A 15,385-nucleotide genomic window follows, 5' to 3' on the forward strand; every position below is an offset into this window, starting at 1 on the left:
CCGGGCCCAAACGCGGGATCGCGGCGGCGCAATCAAACACAGCTGCAGGTCGCGGGCCAATTCGGTGCCAAAAACCTCGTCGTCCCCCGTGTGAGCAGAGTGGCACGAACCGCGAAACCAGGCCAGCTGTCAGTACGCTGGGGGCATGGCAGTGGTCAAGATCAACGCAATCGAGGTCCCCGAAGGCGCCGGCCCGGAGCTGGAGAAGCGCTTCGCCGCGCGGCTGCACTCCGTCGACAACCAGGAGGGGTTCCTCGGCTTCGAGCTGCTCCGCCCGATCGCGGGCGAGACGCGCTACTTCGTGTACACGAAGTGGGAAACCGAGGAGCACTACCAGGCCTGGGCGGGCGGTCCGGCGCGCGAGGCGCACGCGGGCGAGCGCAAGAACCCGGTGTCGACCGGTGCGAACCTGCTGGAATTCGAGGTCGTGCAGGCATCGAAGCCGGGTGAGTGACGAACTCGCCCGCGCCGCCGAGCTGATCCGCGGCGCCGGCGCACTGCTCGTGTGCGCCGGCGCCGGGATGGGCGTCGACTCTGGCCTGCCCGATTTCCGTGGCGGGGAAGGGTTTTGGCGGGCATATCCGCCGTACGCCGGGCTCGGGCTCAGGTTCGAGGAGCTGGCCGACCCGCAGCATTTCGCCTCGGACCCGGAACTGGCCTGGGGGTTCTACGGGCACCGGCTCGAGCTGTACCGGAAGACGGTGCCGCACCGCGGGTTCGGGCTGCTGCTCGAATGCGGGCTCGCGAAACCTGGCGGCGTGCGGGTCTTCACGTCCAATGTGGACGGACAGTTCCAGGCGGCGGGATTCCCGCACGTCGCCGAGGCACACGGGTCGATCCACCATCTGCAGTGCCTGGCCGGGTGCTCGCGGGAGATCTGGTCGGCCGAGGACATCGCGGTCGAGCTGGACGAGGCGACCATGCGCGCCCGGCCGCCGCTGCCGTCGTGTCCGCGGTGCGGCAGCCTGGCCCGGCCCAACATCCTGATGTTCGGGGATTTCGACTGGGTTTCCGACCGCAGTCAGCAACAGCTGGACGAGCTGGCGACTTGGCGGCGCGCGCACCGCGCCGCGGTGGTGGTCGAAATCGGTGCCGGACAAGCGGTTCCGACCGTCCGGCGGTATTCCGAACTCGCCAGCGCGGCGACGGGTGCGCTGGTCCGGATCAACCCGCGCGAACCGCAGATCCGCCACGGTCGCGGGGTTTCGATCCCCGCTGGCGCACTGGAGACGCTGGTCAAGCTCGGGTGAGTTCCAGCAACGGGAACGGACGACCGTCCGAATCGGTTTCCTGCCTGCCGACCACCTCGAACCCGTGGTGCAGATAGAAACCGACCGCCCTCGGGTTCTGCTCGTTCACGTCCAGAGTGAGCCCCGGGAACCGGTCCAGCGCCGCACGCAGCAACGCCGACCCGACCCCGCGACCGCGGAAATCGTCGTGCACGAACAGCATTTCCAGCTTTCCCTCGGCGATCCCGGAGAAACCCGCCAGGATTCCGTCGACCTCCGCCACGGTCACGTCCACTTGCGGGAAGTAGACCGGGACGCGCGTGGCGTAGTACTCGACGTCCGCCGGTGCCAGGAAATGGTGCGTCGCCTCGACGGCACTGCGCCAGATCTCCAGCAGCCGCGGGTACTCGGCTTCCCCGCGGCTCGGCCGCAAGGTCGTCATGGCAGTTGCACCTCCGCGTAAACCGCCCGGTGATCGCTTCCGGGCACATCGAACACTTGATAGTCCCGGATCGCGACCCGGCGGTCCACCAGCACGTGGTCCAGCGGCACGAGCGGAACCGCCGACGTCGACCAGGTCGGGACGAGACCGTCGCCGCGCGCCTCCGCCGCGTCGACGTATCCGCGGGACAGCACCGTCCGCAGTGCGGCATGGTCGAGAGTCGCGTTGAAATCGCCTGCCACGACACGCAGGCCGTGCTCGCCGATCGCGCGCGACAGGTCCCGCGTCTCCCGCTCCCACTGGTAGTACCCGGAGTCCGGCGAACGCGGATGCGCGGCCACGATCTCCACCGTCGTCCCACCGCCGAGATCGGCCGCCGCACCGGGCTGTTTCTGGGCCGAATCGCCGGTGTAGTCCTCTTCGGTGAGCGGATAGCGCGACACGATGCCGGAACCGTCCACCCCGGACGCCGGGTGCATGACCCGGTACGGCAGCGTCTGGAACAGCCCGGCTTTCTCCAGCCCGGACATCGCGGCGGGCGTCATCTCCACCAGGTTCAGCACGTCGATCCGCTGCTCCCGGACCAGCCGCACGAGTGCCGCCGGATCGGCCTGGCCCAGGTAAAGGTTCGCTGCCAGCACGCGCACCGTCTTGCCGTGCGCCACGGGCTGGTCGTCGGACGTCACCCGCGGCGCGACGTAGACTGCCAGCAGCGCGGACAGCGCGAGCGCGACACCGCCGACCCACCAGCGCCGCAGCACCAGCGCGAGCCCGGCGAGCAGCACGCCGTAGATGACGACGTACGGGGTCAGCGCCAGCAGCGCGGTCAGGTACCAGCTGCTGCCGTCCCAGCCGATCGTGCGCAGCACAGCCACCGCCAGCAGCGGCAGTCCGACCAGCACGAGCAGGCCCGTGACCAGCCGGGTCCGCGTCCGCGCCGCCATCACCATGATCCCGAGTATGCCGGGCAGGCACTGACAGGTCCGTGTCAGCGCCGTGTGCGCGGCTTGCCAGCGCCTCCGTCCACTGTGTGCTGGAGCGACACAGGAGGAGGCATCATGTCGCACGCGATCCAGGCCGAGGGCCTGGTCAAGCATTTCGGGGAGACGAAGGCGCTGGACGGGGTGGACCTTGAGGTCCCGTTCGGGAAGGTGGTCGGGGTGCTCGGGCCGAACGGCGCGGGCAAGACAACCGCGGTCCGCATCCTGGCGACCCTGCTGAGACCGGACGCGGGACACGCCACGGTCGGGGGTTACGACGTGGTCCGCGACCCGGTCCGGGTACGCGGGCTGATCGGGCTCACCGGGCAGTACGCGTCGGTGGACGAGGACCTGAGCGGCACCGAGAACCTGGTGCTGATCGGGAAGCTGCTGAACCTGTCCCGGGCCGACGCGCGGGCGCGGGCGGCGGAACTGCTGGAGCGGTTCGAGCTGACCGACGCGGCCAAGCGGCCGATCCGGACGTATTCCGGCGGCATGCGGCGCAGGCTCGACCTGGCGGCGAGCCTCGTCGGCCGCCCCGCCGTGCTGTACCTGGACGAGCCGACCACCGGACTCGACCCGCACGCGCGCAACGAGGTGTGGACGGTGGTCCGCAGCCTCGTCGCCGAAGGCGCGACCGTGCTGCTCACCACGCAGTACCTGGAGGAGGCCGACCAGCTGGCCGACCGGATCACCGTGTTCGACCACGGCCACGTGGTCGCCGACGGCCGTGCCGACGAGCTGAAGCGACGGGTCGGCGGGCAGACGCTGCAGGTGCGGCCGACGTCGCTGCGCGACCTCGACGAGGTCGACCGCATCCTGGCCGAACTCACCGGCGTCCGCCCGGTCCGCGACGACGCGACCGGACTGCTGACCGCACCGGTGTCCGACCCGGTGCTGCTGTCCACGCTGGTGCGCCGGCTCGACACGGCGGGCATCACCTCCGACGAACTGGCGCTGCGGCTGCCCAGCCTCGACGAGGTGTTCCTCGCGCTGACCGGGCATGGCGCCGAAGAGCCGAAGCCGGAGCGCGAACTCGAAGGGAGCCGGTCGTGACCACCGCAACCGCCGTGGCGGCCCCGCCCCGGCACATCAGCCCGGTCCAGGGCGCGAAGCACGCGTTTTCGCTTGCCTGGCGGGGAATCCTGAAGATCCGCAAGAATCCGGAACAGCTGGCCGACGTCACGCTGATGCCGATCATCTTCCTGCTGATGTTCACCTACCTGTTCGGCAACGCGCTGAGCGGTTCGATCGAGAACTATCTGCAGGCGCTCGTGCCGGGCCTGATCGTGATGAACATCCTGCAGGCCTCGCTGACCGTCGGCACGGCGCTCAACACCGACATCACGAAGGGCGTCTTCGACCGCTTCCGAGCCATGCCGATCGCCCGTTCCGCGCCCTTGGTGGGCGCGGTGCTGGCGGACCTCGTGCGGTACGTGGTGTGCCTGACGGTGCTGCTGATCGTGGCGACCGTGATGGGCTTCCGGGTGCAGACCGGTCCCGGGGAGTTCGTCCTCGCGGTCCTGCTGGCGATCGCGTTCGGCCTGTGCTTCTGCTGGGGTTCGGTGTTCGTCGGGATGCTGATGAAATCCCCTGGCGCGGCGCAGGGCCTGATGTTCGTCTTCATCATGCCGCTGACGTTCGGCAGCAACGTGTTCCTCCCGACTGCCACGATGCCGGGCTGGCTCAAGGCATGGGCGGACATCAGCCCGGTGAGCCTGATGTCCGACGTGATGCGCGGCCTGCTCAACGGTGGCGTCGCGTACGGCGGCTCCCTGCTGGGCGCACTGGCGTGGATGGCCGGTGCGGTCGTGGTGTTCTTCCCGCTCGCGACGTGGGCCTACCGCAAGCGGGTCTGAGGGCGTCCGGCACGGGGGTGTGGGCGCTGTGGTGAGTGTCTGTGTCCGGGTTCCACAGCTGGGCACAGACACTCACCTTGTTGTCGCTTGAGTTTCCCGCCTTGTTGCCGGATTCGATGCCGATGAGCGGGCGAGCAGTGCGGTCGGGGGTGTGTCCGAGGTGTGCGCGCACAGTTCGGCAGAGGTGGGCCTGATCGGCGAACCGGAGGTCGGCGGCAAGGATGGCCAAGCTGGGTTCACCTGCCTCCAGTCGGTCCAGCACGCGCACGGTTGCGGTACCGGGTCAGCGACACTCCCAGCTCGCGGGTGAAGGCGCGGCTGAGCCGGTAAGGAGAGAAGCCCAGCAGGGCAGCGAGCGGAATCAGGCCGGCCGCGGCTGGATGATCGTCGCCGATCGCGGCGCGGGCTTGAGCTGTCAATGCCCGGTCGCCTGCCCGTCCGCCGTCCGGGGCGACTGTGGCCACGACCTGCCGGACCACCACGGCTACCAGGCCGAGCAGCGCTTCGGTCGCCGCGTACTCGGGGTCCGCGGCGCGAGCAGCCGGCGATGGGCGAGGTCGAGCGTGCCGCGATGAGCGGTCCAACAGCGGTGCGTCGCCGGCCACGGTGCGCCAGAGCGCGGGGGTCAGGGTGATCGAGGTGCACCGGTCGCCGCCAGCGGGATGGGCGAAGTGCTCCTCTTCGCCGGACATCCCGAGGTAACCGACGTGGTCGAGGTCCGCGCAAACACCGCGGGCCCGGCGACGGAACCCGCCGCAGCGCACGAGCACGAGCCGCACGTCCTCGCGCGGCGGCTCAGCCGACCAGCCGCGGTGATCGTCTCGGCAGTCCACCGCCCCGACTGCGAGCTCCGGGCGAGTGGCGAGGTCGACGGAGGAAAGCACCCCCGGAGGCTACGCGGCGGGTCCGACAGTTCCGGCAAGAATCTTCAAGACCCGCAGGTCGGTGCCGGACAGACTGCTGCGCCGGTACACCCATCGGCACCGCACGAAAAACGAAGCAGGAGACATGGCGTCCATCCGCGAAGAAACAGTGATCGAGTCCAGCGCCGACGACGTGTGGGAGGTGATCGGCGACTTCGCCGCGGGTCCCCGGCGGATGGTGCCGGGAACGGCGGGTCGATGTTGACCACGACACCCGCCGGGTGGTCTACGCGGTCGTCGGCGGCGACGTCCGGCCCGAACACGACAACGCCTCCATGCAGGTCCTGGCCGACAGCGAACAGCGGTGCCGGCTGTTGTGGACCCGCGACGTGCTCCCCGACGACCTGGCCGCGCCGATGAGCAAAACGATGCCGGCCGGCATGGCGGTGATCAAGCGGGCCCTCGATCACCTCCGCGATCCGCAGCCGGGGTCACGCGGGTGAGGTTCCCGTGAGATGGCCGGTCAACCGCTCCCAGTTGCCCGATCCGATGGCGGTCTTCTCTTCGTCGGTAAAGGGCGCGTTCTCCAGAAACGACCGCGCGGCACCACCGCTTGTGTCCAGGTAGGGAAAACCGCCCGGCCGGGTGCCGAAGGTGTAGGGATAGTCGGTCGAGTACAGCATCCGCTCGGTCCCGACGACCTCCGCCGTCCAGCGCAGATATCGTTCGCTGACCGTCCCGCTGCCCGCGATCCAGAAGTTCTGCCGGAAGTAGTCGGCCAGCGGCTGCCGAAGCCCGGCCATTTCTCGCAGGATGCCGACGTGGTCCAGGTAGAACAAGACCACCTCGCCCCAGTGTCCGGCGATCACCTGCAGTCCGGGGTGCCGGTCGAAAACGCCGGAGAAGATCATCCGCAGGTATTGCACGCCCAGGTCGTAGTACCAGCCGAGCCCGGCGGTCGCCAGTGCCGCGCCGACGCCGTTGGGCAAGCCCGAGTAGTACGCGTCCTGCACCGCCCGCACCGGGGCTTGGGGATGGAAGTGCAGCGGGGCGCGAAGTCGTGCGGCGGTTTCGTAGAGGTCGTCGAACTCCGGGGCGTCGGCCAGTTTGCCGCCGGTGCGGCCGTACAGCATCGCGCCGCGGAAACCCAGGCTGATCGCGCGTTCCAGTTCCTCGACGGCGGCTTCGGGCGAGGACGTCGGGAGCGTGGCGAAGGCCTGGAATCGCGTCGGATTGGCGGCGACTGTCTCGGCGAGGGCGTCATTGGCCTCGCGCGCGACGGGCACGGCGTCAGCGGCCGGAAGGTTCTGCACGCCAGGGGTCGGCAGGGACAGCACCGCGACGTCGATGCCCTGTTCGTCCATGTCGGCGAGACGTCCGTCGCCGACATCGCGCAGGCGCCGGGTGACCGGGTGGTCGTCGGGATAGCCGTGCGGCTGGAGCCCCGCCTTCGCCCACGCCGCGCGCAGGACGGGCAGGACCACGTGTTCTTCCAGGGCGACGATACGCATGACAGCTCCTCCGTGTTTCCGGTGATACCCAATGGAGCGTATCACCGGAAACATCAGCGGAAGCAGGATTTAGTTATCGTCGATAACAGCCAGCTAGGTTGCGCGGTGTGCGGCGGATTCGCGGTCCGGCAGCGAGGCCGCGCACCACCGCTGCTGAGAAAACCTCACTCAACCGAACGTTCCGCCCGGACGGCCTCGATCGCCTCCGCCCGGTCCAGCTGCGAGGTTTCGGCCACGAGCGCCTCGTACCGTTCCGCGCCCAGCTCCCCGGTCAGGTTCTCGATGAGCTCCCGGACCTCCGGGCTCCCCAGATCGAACCGGCCGCGCACCACCGCGCTCAGCGCCAGCAGCCGCGCGGACGGCTCCAGCCGTCCCTGCTGGTACCGGATCCGCGCCAGCAGCTCGACCACGCCCGCCAGATCCGGCATGTCGAACCGCCCGGCCGCCTGTTCGATCACCGCGAACACCGCGGGTTCCGCATCGTCTGGACGGCCTTCGGCCAGCAGCAACCCGGCTTCGACGGCACCGAGCCATTCCGCCTCGAAACCTTCCGGCGTCGGCCAGTCCGCGCGCGCGGACTTCATTTCCCGGAACACCTCGCGCGCCTCGGCGACGTTGTGCTCGCGGATCAGCAACTCAGCGCGGCCGAGCAACACGATGAGGCGCAACCCGTTGTTGCCGCCGGAAGCCGCGTAGCGTTCCGCGGCTTCCATGTCCCGCCAGGCACCCTCTTGGTCACCAGCCCGCGAGCGCTCCACCGCCAGCCGCCACCACTGCTGCACGATGTCGTCCCTTGAGCGCAGCTCCATCACCAGCCGCAGGCCCTCGGTGTATCCGGCGATCGCCGCCTCGTGGTCACCGGACTGCGACAGCGCCGCGGCTCGGAAACCATGCGTCATGCCGAGGCCCCAGCGGTCGCCGACCTCGGCAAAGCCTTGGTGCGCGAGCTCTCGCGCCCGGTCCGCACCCTCGAGGTCGCCCATGTCGCCGAGGACGAAGCTCTCCGCCCAGCGCCCGGCGGCGCGGCTCCAGACGTCGTCCCGTTCGACGGCCCGGCGGATCTCGCGCTTCGCCAGTTCGCGTTCGCCGTTGAGATAAGCCACTATCGGCAGCCCCACCCACAACCACGGATTCCGTTCCGCCGCACCGGTCCTTATGCATTCTTCGACCAGTTCGGGGACGTCCGACTCCTCGTGCGGACCGGACATGGCCAGCATCAGCACCTGGCTCAACCGCAGGCTCGCCGCCACGTCCGGCGGCAGCTGGACGCCCAGTTCCAGCACCTCGTCGACGAACAGCGCGGCCCGCTCGTTCTGGCCGACGATGTTGAGATACCAGAACAATCCGAACAGCAGCCGGGCCGCCGATTCCGCGGATCCCGACTCGATCGCCGCCCGCAGCGCGGAGGTGAAGTTGTCGCTGTCGTGCTCGTAGACGTCGATCGCCTGGAGCTGGCCCCGCCCGCGCAGCAAGGGTTCGTTGCGGTACGCCAGTTCCGCGTAATAGGCGACCATCGCGGTCCGCATCCGCTCCCGCTCGCCGGATTCGACGAGCCGCTCGGTCGCGTAGGCGCGCAAGGTCTCCAGCAGGCGGTAGCGCAGACCCACTACGTCCACAATGGACTTCTCCACCAGCGAACCCAGGACGTACACGATCTCTTCCGCGGGCAGTTCCTCGTCCGCGCAGACGTTTTCCACCGCCTCCTCGGAAAAACTCGCCGCGAACACCGCGAGCCTGCGGGCGAGCCGGACCTCCGCGTCGCTGAGCAGATCCCAGCTCCACTCCACCACCGCGCGCAGGGTGCGCTGGCGCGGCAACGCCGTCCGGCTGCCGGAGGTGAGCAAGCGGAACCGGTCGTCGAGGCGTTCGGCGATCTGTTCGGCGGTCATCGACCGCAGCCGCGCGGCGGCCAGTTCGAGCGCCAGCGGCATTCCGTCGAGCCGTTGGCAGATCTGCCGTACCGCGTCCACTGTGGACTCGTCGAGCCGGAACCCCGGCCGTACCGCCGTCGCGCGGTCCAGGAACAAGCGGACGGAATCGAGGGTGCCGATGTCCGAGGGCGGCGCGGCTTCGTCCGGCACCGGAAGCGGGCCGAGCGGGCACAACGCCTCCCCGGTGATCGCCAACGGCTCACGGCTCGTGGCGAGCACGCGCAACTCCGGCAGCCGGCGCAGCAAATTCTCGGCCAGCTCCGCGGCGGTGTCCACGAGGTGTTCGCAGTTGTCCAGCACCAGCAACGCTTCCGTGCCCCCGAGTGCCTCCACCGCGTGCTCGAACGGATCGACCTGCCGACGCCGCGCGTCGGTCTCCGTCGTCCGGAGGTCGCGAACCTCCAACGCGTTCAGCAGCGCGGCCAACACGTCCTCGGCATCCCGCACACCGGCCAGCGGCACGAACCACACCAGGCCGCGCGAGTGCGCCGGATGCCGTGCAGCCGCTTCCGTCGCGAGCCGCGTCTTGCCAGCCCCGCCTGGGCCGACGAGCGTGACCAGCCGGGATCCTTCGAGCAGCTCGGCTAGCAGCTTCAGCTCGTCGGTACGGCCGATGAAGCTGGTCAGCCGCTGCGGCAACCGGTCGACCACCGCCGCGACCGGCGTGTACTCGCCGCGCAGGGCACGCAGATGCACTTCCTGCAGCTCCGCCGACGGGTCAACGCCCAATTCGTCGGCCAGCGTCGTTCGGATCGCGGAGTACGCGGCGAGCGCGTCGGCCTGCCTCCCGGCAGCGGAAAGCGCACGGATTCGCAAGCCAGCCAACCGTTCCCGCAGCGGATGCGCCTGCGCGGTCGCGGTGAGTTCCGCGAGCACGTCCGCATGCCGCCCCAGCCGCAGCTCGGCTTCGAACCAGTCCTCAGCGGTCTCCGTGCGCCGCTCCTCCAGCAGCGTCGCGGGCGCGGCGGCGAACGGCGCGTCCAGCACGTCCGCGAGCGCCGATCCGCGCCACAACGCCAGCGCGGCAGCAAGCGATTCGGCGGCAGTGCCGTCCCGGCCAGCGGCAAGTTCGCGACGCCCCTCGGCGGACAGCTGCTCGAACCGGTGCAGATCCACCGCTTCCGGCGGCACCGCGAGCCGGTAACCGCCGTTGACCGACTCCAGCTCGGCTCCCGCGGGCCGCAGCACGCGACGCAGCCGCGAGACGAGCGACTGGAGTGCGTTGGCCGCGTCAGCCGGGGGCTCAGCGCCCCACAGACCGTCGATCAGCGCCTCGGCGGGGACCGCACGACCGGCGTCGAGCGCGAGCCGGGAAAGGAGCATGCGGAGGCGGGCTCCGCCGATATCGATCGGCGTGCCGTCCTCCCCCTCCGCTCGCAGCGGGCCAAGCAGCGCGACGCGCATGAGGTCCAGCTTTCCAGACAAGGTCCAGCTCGTGTCGGGGCCCGACGTAAGTGTGGACTTTCGGGACAAACTGCCGCCAAAGCGGTTACTGCCCGCCTTCCCGGCGCTACGTTGCGGAGGATTCACCCGCAGACACAGGAGCGCCCATGAGAGCACTGCACCGCTGGCGTCGTCCGGCAGTGACCGTCGCAGCCACCCTCACCGCATTGACGCTCGGCACTGGGATCGCGTCGGCCGGACCGGGCGGCTGGGACAAGCCAACGCCCGGTTCGGACGGTGCCGGAGACAGCTACTACCCGCAAGACGGCAACGGCGGGTACGAAGTCTCCGACTACGACCTCAGGATCAACTACGCTCCCGGCACCCACCAGCTCGCCGGCGTCCAGACGGTCCACGCGAAGGCGACCCAGTCGCTCAGCTCGTTCGATCTCGACCTCCGGGGCCTCACCGTCGACGCGGTCCGGGTCAACGGCGTGCCCGCGAAGTTCACCCGCACCGGCGACCACGAACTCGTGATCACGCCGAGGTCACCGCTGTGGAAGGGCCTTCCGTTCACCACGGAGGTCACCTACCACGGCGTCCCGGTCGCGATCGACGACCCGAACCTCGGCAAGAACGGCTGGCAGTTCACCAAGTCCGGCGGCGCGTTCGCGGCGGGCGAGCCGAAGTCGGCCACCACCTGGTACCCGGTCAACGACACCCCGCGCAACAAGGCGAAGTTCCGGCTGTCGATCACCGTCCCGAGCGAGTGGGGCGTGATCGCCAACGGCCGCGAGGTCGGCAAGTACCGGACGCGTACGGGCACCACGCACGTCTGGGCCGAGGACACCCCGACCGCGTCGTACATGACCACGGTCGCGATCGACAAGTGGACCTTCAACAAGCGCAAGCGCACAGACGGCACCCCGATCGTCAGCGCGTACGCGCCGGGCACCACCGACGCCACGAAGCAGGCCGACGCGCGACTGCCGGAGGTCCTCGACTTCCTCGAATCGAAGTTCGGCAAGTATCCGGTGGACGCCGCGGGCGGCATCTACCTGACCGAGCCGATCGGGTTCTCGCTTGAGACGATGAGCAGGCCGATCTACTCCGGCCGCGCGGGCAACATCGACACGATCGTGCACGAGAACGCGCACCAGTGGTACGGCGACACCGTGGCCGTCGACCACTGGAAGGACGTCTGCCTCAACGAATGCTTCGCCTCCTACGCGACCTGGCTGTGGGCGCAGGCGAAGGACGGCGAAGACCTCGACGCCACCTATCTCAACCAGGTCGCGTCGGCCAGCGATTCGTTCTGGGCGGGCAAGCTGTACGACATGGGCCCCGGCCACGAGTTCACCTACGTGTACTCCAAGGGCCCGGTCATGCTGCACGCGCTCAGCAAGTACATGGGACAGAGCGCCTTCGACAAGGTGCTCAAGACCTGGAACACCCTGCACCACGACGGAAACGCGAACATGCAGGAGTTCCAGAAGTACTGTGAGAAGGTGTCCGGCATGGACTTGCAGGGCTTCTTCGACGCGTGGATCTACGGCAACGGCAAGCCGTCCGACGAGTACCTCTACCCGGGCGAGCTGAAGCCGGCCGCCGGATGACGGTTCTGCTGACGGGGTTCGCGCCCTTCGACGGAGCGGCGGCGAACCCCTCTTGGCAGGCAGCTTCGCTGGCAGCGGTGCGGCGGACGGACACGGTGGCGGTAGAGCTGCCGTGCGAGTTCGACGCGTCGCTGCCGGCGCTGCGGGCCGCGATCCTGGCGCACCGGCCGGCGGTGGTCGTGTGCGCCGGGCTGGCCGGCGGACGCGAGCACGTCACACCGGAGCGAGTGGCGATCAACCTGATCGACGCCCGGATCCCGGACAACGCCGGTGCACAGCCGGTCGACGTGCCGGTGGTCGAGGGCGGGCCGTCCGCGTACTTCACCACGCTGCCGGTGAAAGCGGCGGTCGCGGCGATCGAGTCGGCGGGTCTGCCCGCGGCCGTGTCGTACACCGCCGGGACGTACGTGTGCAATCAGGTCTTCTACGGCCTGATGCACCTGATCGCGACAGAGTTCCCCGGACTGCGCGGCGGTTTCGTGCATGTGCCGGAGGAAGCGCGGATGCCGCTGGACTCGATCGCGCGAGCGCTCGACATCGTGGCGGACACCGCGCTGACCGTGCACGAGGACGTGGCCACTTCGGCAGGCACCCTGCACTGAGCCCTATTCGCCAGGCTGGACAGTCTGCTCGAAGAACTGCACCAGATCCCGCGGCCGCCGGCTCGTGTGCGACGGACTGGTGTCCATCACCGTGCCGACCACGGGGATGCCGTCGGCCTGGTAGATCAGCAGCCCGAGCTTCGGCCCGGCCCCGGCGACATAACGGCCGGCCAGCCCGATGCGGGTGCGCCAAGTGTCGGTCTCGACGCGGCCGGCCATGTCCTTGCGCGCACCGGGCTCGACCTGGGCGAGGGTGAGTCCTTCGTGGAACGCGACGGTGGTCTTGTCCGGGAAGCGGCACAGCGCGCTGCGTACCGCGCCCAGGGCCTTCGCCAACTCCGGGTCGTCGGAGCAGGTGGCACGCGTTTGGATGGTCGGACCGGCCAGGCGACGGATGCACTTCGTGAGGCCGTTTTCGCCGGGGAGCGCTGGGGGTGAACCGGCGCAAGTGTTCGGCGGGGTGGCTGGTTGATTCGCCGCGGGTTTGTCGTCGCCGCGAGTGGCGAGAACGGCGGTCACGATTCCGGCAATGACGAGCGCGGTCAGGGCGATCGCGCCGATGACGAACGGTTTGCGGGACTTCTTCGCTGGCTGCTGCGGCCAGCCCGGCGGAGGCATTGGTGCTGGCGGTCGCTGGTTCAGACCAGGTTGCTGCTGGGCTGGGCTGGGCTGTTGCTGGACAAGTGGCCAGGATGCCGGTGCTGGCATTGGCGTTGCTGCTGCCGGACGCACGTCCACATGATGCAAGCCGAACGCGACCGCCGTCTCCGGCTGGTCCTCGGTAGTCGGGACCACGCCGAGCGTCGACCCGACCAGTGCGGCCAGCAACGGCATCCGGCTGGGCCCGCCGACCAGATACACGCCGCCGAGCCGATCCGGCGCAAGCCCGGCCCGCGAGATCGTCGCGGCGAGCATTTCCGCACTGCGCAACAGATTCGGCCGGACCAACGCCTCCAGCTCGGCGCGGGTGAGCAGAACGTCGCCGAACGGATCCGGCATCGGCACCTCAGTGCGCGCGTGCCGGGAAAGACTTTCCTTGGCGTCACGGACGTCTTGGAGCAGTACCCGCCGCAACCGCCGGTCACTGGTCGTCTGCGGGCGGAGAAGCCGTTGCCACTGTGCCGGATCCGCGTGCGACACCGACCGTCCAATATGGACCAGCAGGGCTTGGTCGATGTCCAGGCTGCCGAGATCGGGCAACCCGTCCTCCGCCAGAACCGCGGTACCCGCGCCGACGACCGCACAGTCAACCGTGCCCGCACCGAGGTCGTACACCGCGATCGGCCCGCTGGGCGCGCCCGTTTCGCGCAGGGTCGCGTAATGCGCCGCCGCCGCGACCGGCTCCGGCACCAACCGCGCCTGGCTGANGGCTGAACCCGGCCTTGCCCGCCGCCGCCCGGAGCGTCTGCTGCCGCTGTGCACCCCATCCGGCCGGATGCGACAACCGCACCTCGTCCGGAACCCCGGAAAGCTGCCGCTCGGCCTCCTCGCCCATCCGCCGCAACACAGCAGCGAAGGCGTCGACGACCGGTACCGCCCGATCGCCGAGCAACAGCTCGCCCTCGTCGATCCGCCGCTTGGGATTAGGCTCGAACCGGCTGGGATCCAGCCGAGCCCGCCGCTCCGCGTCCTGCCCGACGACGAGCCGCCCGTCCTCCTCCGCGTACACCGCGGAAGACATGGTGACCGACCCGTCGACCTCGATAGCCCGCGGCCCGCGCCCGAAGGCCGCCAAGACGCCGACCGTGCTGGAAGTACCGAAGTCGATCGACAGGACGTCCACGCAGTTCCCCTCCCCAAAACCCCGCCGCATCGTCTCACGGGCGCAGGTGACAGATACAACTGAAACCTGGTTGCCAACAGAAGTGCCGCTGAGGCGCACTTGAGCACGTCAAGAGACCATGACGCCGACCACCGGTGCGCGAGACTCGTTGTTCGCGCCCCCCCCCGCGCAGCAAGAGGCACACGCCGCTGCGGAACTGATCGCCGAAGCGGGCGGCCAGGTCACGCTCGGCGGCGCCGAACTCGGCGGCGAGATCCGCGAACTGGGGCGGCCTGAGCTGGTCGCGCGCTACCCGGTGAAAACCTCCGCCGGAAAAGGAGCCTCCCGGTCCGCCAAAAGCCGCCCGTAAAAATCGTTCATCTCCACCGCCACCGCAGCATGGCGAGCCACCACCTCAGCGATCGGCGAGGGCAGCTCAAGCTCCCCGGCAGCCACGCGACGAACCGCAGCCAGGCGGCTTTCGCGGTCCCAGGTCCCGCACACCTCGGTCACCAGCCAGTTCACCAGATACATCGACCCATAGGCCCGGTCATGCCCCGCATTCAGCTCCGCGAACGCTTGCTCCTCCGCAGTCAGATCGAACCGGCGTGCGAACGACAGGCCGAAATCAGTCAGCACGAACCGGTCGCCGTCGGTCAGGAAGTTCTCGAAGTGGCTGTCGAAGTGCAGAACTTCCTGCGCACGAAGAAACGAAAGCGTGTCGGCAACCTGCGACGCAAGGCGCTCAACCTGATCCAGATTGCCAGGCAGCCACCGGTGCACATTGGCCGGAAAATACTCGCAGAACAAAACGACGCTCGACGACGCGTCCCGCAATTCCGTGAGCCGCCTGCGGACCGCAGCGGAACCTCCCCAGTACTCGACGTCCTCTTCCAACGGGCGGTCTGGCACCCGGCCCGAGGGGACTGGCAGGATCCGCCAGTGGTGCAGCAGAGGGAAGTTCTCGCACGCACCGCTGAGAACCCAGCCGTTCGCCATGATGTGCAGCGCCAGTTCCCGCCACGCCGAGCCCTCCGGCGAACCCAGGCCGTAATGGCAAAAGGCAGGCAGGCCATAGAGATTGGCCGTGGAATGCGGGTGCTGCCGCTCCAGCGCGGTGAGCGGCACCCGCTTCGCGAAGACCAGAACCCCGTCGACGTCCAGTCGGGCACCGGTGCCGCCGATGCCCTCGGACACCACGTCGGCG

The 15,385-nt window shown here is 69.3% G+C and carries 14 protein-coding genes; 7 read left to right on the top strand and 7 right to left on the bottom strand.

Annotated elements, in window-relative coordinates:
* The first annotated feature begins 145 nt into the window (after window positions 1–145).
* Together A4R44_RS05210 and A4R44_RS05215 are read left to right on the top strand one after the other, a co-directional pair.
* Window positions 146–454 (top strand): antibiotic biosynthesis monooxygenase, encoded by a 309-nt coding sequence (locus tag A4R44_RS05210; RefSeq protein ID WP_067576852.1) that lies wholly within the window; start codon window positions 146–148, stop codon window positions 452–454.
* Window positions 447–1,250, top strand: a complete 804-nt coding sequence (locus A4R44_RS05215; protein ID WP_067576854.1) for a Sir2 family NAD-dependent protein deacetylase — start codon at window positions 447–449, stop codon at window positions 1,248–1,250. Before A4R44_RS05210 ends, A4R44_RS05215 begins: the two co-directional genes overlap by 8 nt.
* On the opposite strand, the gene A4R44_RS05220 is transcribed toward A4R44_RS05215, so the two are convergent.
* Entirely contained in the window at window positions 1,237–1,671 is a 435-nt protein-coding gene (locus A4R44_RS05220) for a GNAT family N-acetyltransferase (protein ID WP_067576856.1), read from the bottom strand. The genes A4R44_RS05215 and A4R44_RS05220 overlap by 14 nt on opposite strands.
* Window positions 1,668–2,621, bottom strand: a complete 954-nt coding sequence (locus tag A4R44_RS05225; RefSeq protein ID WP_067576858.1) for an endonuclease/exonuclease/phosphatase family protein — start codon at window positions 2,619–2,621, stop codon at window positions 1,668–1,670. The genes A4R44_RS05220 and A4R44_RS05225 overlap by 4 nt, the downstream gene beginning before the upstream one ends.
* A gap of 108 nt (window positions 2,622–2,729) precedes the next feature.
* On the opposite strand from A4R44_RS05225, the gene A4R44_RS05230 reads away from it, so the two are divergent.
* Both A4R44_RS05230 and A4R44_RS05235 read left to right on the top strand, forming a co-directional pair.
* Window positions 2,730–3,707, top strand: a complete 978-nt coding sequence (locus A4R44_RS05230) for an ATP-binding cassette domain-containing protein (RefSeq protein WP_067576860.1) — start codon at window positions 2,730–2,732, stop codon at window positions 3,705–3,707.
* The gene (locus A4R44_RS05235; protein WP_067576862.1) at window positions 3,704–4,510 is read left to right on the top strand and encodes an ABC transporter permease; all 807 of its coding nucleotides are present in this window, start codon (window positions 3,704–3,706) and stop codon (window positions 4,508–4,510) included. Before A4R44_RS05230 ends, A4R44_RS05235 begins: the two co-directional genes overlap by 4 nt.
* A gap of 236 nt (window positions 4,511–4,746) precedes the next feature.
* Here the strand turns inward: A4R44_RS05235 and A4R44_RS05240 are convergent, their stop codons facing one another.
* On the bottom strand, window positions 4,747–5,394 hold the full coding sequence (locus tag A4R44_RS05240; RefSeq protein ID WP_067576864.1) for an AraC family transcriptional regulator: 648 nt from the start codon (window positions 5,392–5,394) through the stop codon (window positions 4,747–4,749).
* A gap of 260 nt (window positions 5,395–5,654) precedes the next feature.
* Between A4R44_RS05240 and A4R44_RS50015 the strand changes: the two genes are divergently transcribed.
* Entirely contained in the window at window positions 5,655–5,876 is a 222-nt protein-coding gene (locus A4R44_RS50015; protein WP_232791505.1) for a hypothetical protein, read from the top strand.
* On the opposite strand, the gene A4R44_RS05250 is transcribed toward A4R44_RS50015, so the two are convergent.
* Both A4R44_RS05250 and A4R44_RS05255 read right to left on the bottom strand, forming a co-directional pair.
* Window positions 5,865–6,884, bottom strand: a complete 1,020-nt coding sequence (locus A4R44_RS05250) for an amidohydrolase family protein (protein ID WP_067576866.1) — start codon at window positions 6,882–6,884, stop codon at window positions 5,865–5,867. The two genes, A4R44_RS50015 and A4R44_RS05250, sit on opposite strands and share 12 nt — an antisense overlap.
* Before the next feature lie 164 nt (window positions 6,885–7,048).
* Window positions 7,049–10,219, bottom strand: coding sequence for a BTAD domain-containing putative transcriptional regulator (locus tag A4R44_RS05255; RefSeq protein ID WP_067576868.1), 3,171 nt, complete (start codon window positions 10,217–10,219; stop codon window positions 7,049–7,051).
* Between the two features lie 146 nt (window positions 10,220–10,365).
* Between A4R44_RS05255 and A4R44_RS05260 the strand changes: the two genes are divergently transcribed.
* Window positions 10,366–11,814: a M1 family metallopeptidase gene (locus tag A4R44_RS05260; RefSeq protein WP_067576870.1), complete on the top strand. Its 1,449-nt coding sequence runs from the start codon at window positions 10,366–10,368 to the stop codon at window positions 11,812–11,814.
* A complete protein-coding gene (pcp, locus tag A4R44_RS05265; protein ID WP_067576872.1) occupies window positions 11,811–12,416 on the top strand; it encodes a pyroglutamyl-peptidase I in 606 nt (201 codons plus the stop codon). The genes A4R44_RS05260 and pcp overlap by 4 nt, the downstream gene beginning before the upstream one ends.
* A 3-nt stretch (window positions 12,417–12,419) precedes the next feature.
* Here pcp and A4R44_RS05270 read toward each other — a convergent pair whose 3' ends face one another.
* Together A4R44_RS05270 and A4R44_RS05280 are read right to left on the bottom strand one after the other, a co-directional pair.
* Window positions 12,420–13,766, bottom strand: coding sequence for an Hsp70 family protein (locus A4R44_RS05270; RefSeq protein ID WP_369805824.1), 1,347 nt, complete (start codon window positions 13,764–13,766; stop codon window positions 12,420–12,422).
* A 721-nt stretch (window positions 13,767–14,487) separates the two neighbouring features.
* The gene (locus tag A4R44_RS05280; RefSeq protein WP_232791506.1) at window positions 14,488–15,378 is read right to left on the bottom strand and encodes a hypothetical protein; all 891 of its coding nucleotides are present in this window, start codon (window positions 15,376–15,378) and stop codon (window positions 14,488–14,490) included.
* Between the last annotated feature and the right edge of the window lie 7 nt (window positions 15,379–15,385).

This window comes from Amycolatopsis sp. M39 (assembly GCF_001651785.1).
Classification (GTDB): domain Bacteria; phylum Actinomycetota; class Actinomycetes; order Mycobacteriales; family Pseudonocardiaceae; genus Amycolatopsis; species Amycolatopsis rubida.